This is a genomic window from Streptomyces sp. NPDC058964, assembly GCF_042741275.1.
GTDB lineage: Bacteria > Actinomycetota > Actinomycetes > Streptomycetales > Streptomycetaceae > Streptomyces.
In genome coordinates this window covers 1-608 of sequence record NZ_JBHYKH010001054.1, presented here as the reverse complement: position 1 = coordinate 608, position 608 = coordinate 1, and the positions used below count along the sequence as shown (strand labels likewise).

Genomic DNA, 608 nt, shown 5'->3' with positions numbered 1-608 from the left:
CCACGAACTGCTCGCCGGGCCGGCCGCACTCACCGAGGAAGGCCGGATCCGGGCCGTCGCCGTCAGGATCCTCGTGCACGACGACGCGAGGACGCTGCACCTGGCACGCCTGCGCGCGACGATCCGCTGCGCGCTCGGGCAACTGACGGCCGACTCTGCTCCGGACCCCGTATGCGCCGACGTGATCCGAGGAGCCCGGCGCTCACCTCCGCGAGGCGGCGGTCCGGACCTCGTGGACGTAGGGCGTCGTCGTGCTCAGTGAATGGAAGCCGAGGCGCTCCAGGATGGGGCGGCTGCGGGCCACCGCGTCGACCTGGAGGTAGCGGTAGCCGAGGGACGCGGCGGCGCGGGCGCGCTGGGCCACCAGGGCCCGGTAGATGCCCCGGCCGCGCCACTCTTCGACCGTGCCGCCGCCCCACAGGCCCGCGAACCGTGTGCCGGGCACCGGCTCCAACCGGGCCGCGCTGACCGGCTCGTCGCCGGCGAGCGCCACCACGGCGACGATCGTGCCCGGGTCGGCGGCGAGCCGGGCCAGCAGCCGGTGGCGGAGCCGGGTCCCGTCCGTGCGGAAGGCCTTCTCGTGCTCGTCCACCACCAGGTCGACACCG

General features: G+C 75.5%; 1 protein-coding gene. It reads right to left on the bottom strand.

All coding sequences use genetic code 11. From position 1 onward, the window contains the following. Positions 1-202: 202 nt before the first annotated feature. Positions 203-608: GNAT family N-acetyltransferase (locus ACFW2E_RS47605; RefSeq protein WP_384478591.1), on the bottom strand; the 406-nt coding region annotated here is incomplete at its 5' end.